Source organism: Tamlana crocina (genome assembly GCF_012037625.1).
This window is the reverse complement of record NZ_JAAVJS010000714.1, coordinates 1-313: the sequence shown is the minus strand read 5'-3', so window position 1 is coordinate 313 and position 313 is coordinate 1. Positions and strand designations below refer to the sequence as shown.

Genomic DNA, 313 nt, shown 5'->3' with positions numbered 1-313 from the left:
TATTTAGATCTGTCGTAAATCACCAATTCTGATAAGTTAAAAACAACTTTCTGAAATTCACTCCTTAACCGGAAATGCATCCAGTGGCTCCTCAAATGCAATAAATAGTACACAGGAACCCGCATCTCCACAGCGTGCAATATGGGGCTTCATTGCAGGCCCGTAAGCATAATTTCCTGTTTTTAGCTTTTGCGTCTCTTCTCCTTCATATGTGACATCCATTTCTCCCGAAACGAGGATCATCCTTTCTGGCGAGGTATGGCTATGATTTGGAAGATCTGTATTAGCTGGTACTTTGAAAAATACATCTACA

At 40.6% G+C, this 313-nt stretch carries 1 protein-coding gene; it reads right to left on the bottom strand.

The window, feature by feature from the left end:
* Positions 1-57 precede the first annotated feature (57 nt).
* On the bottom strand, positions 58-313 hold a 256-nt coding region (locus tag HC176_RS18685; RefSeq protein ID WP_167920474.1), incomplete at its 5' end, for a cupin domain-containing protein.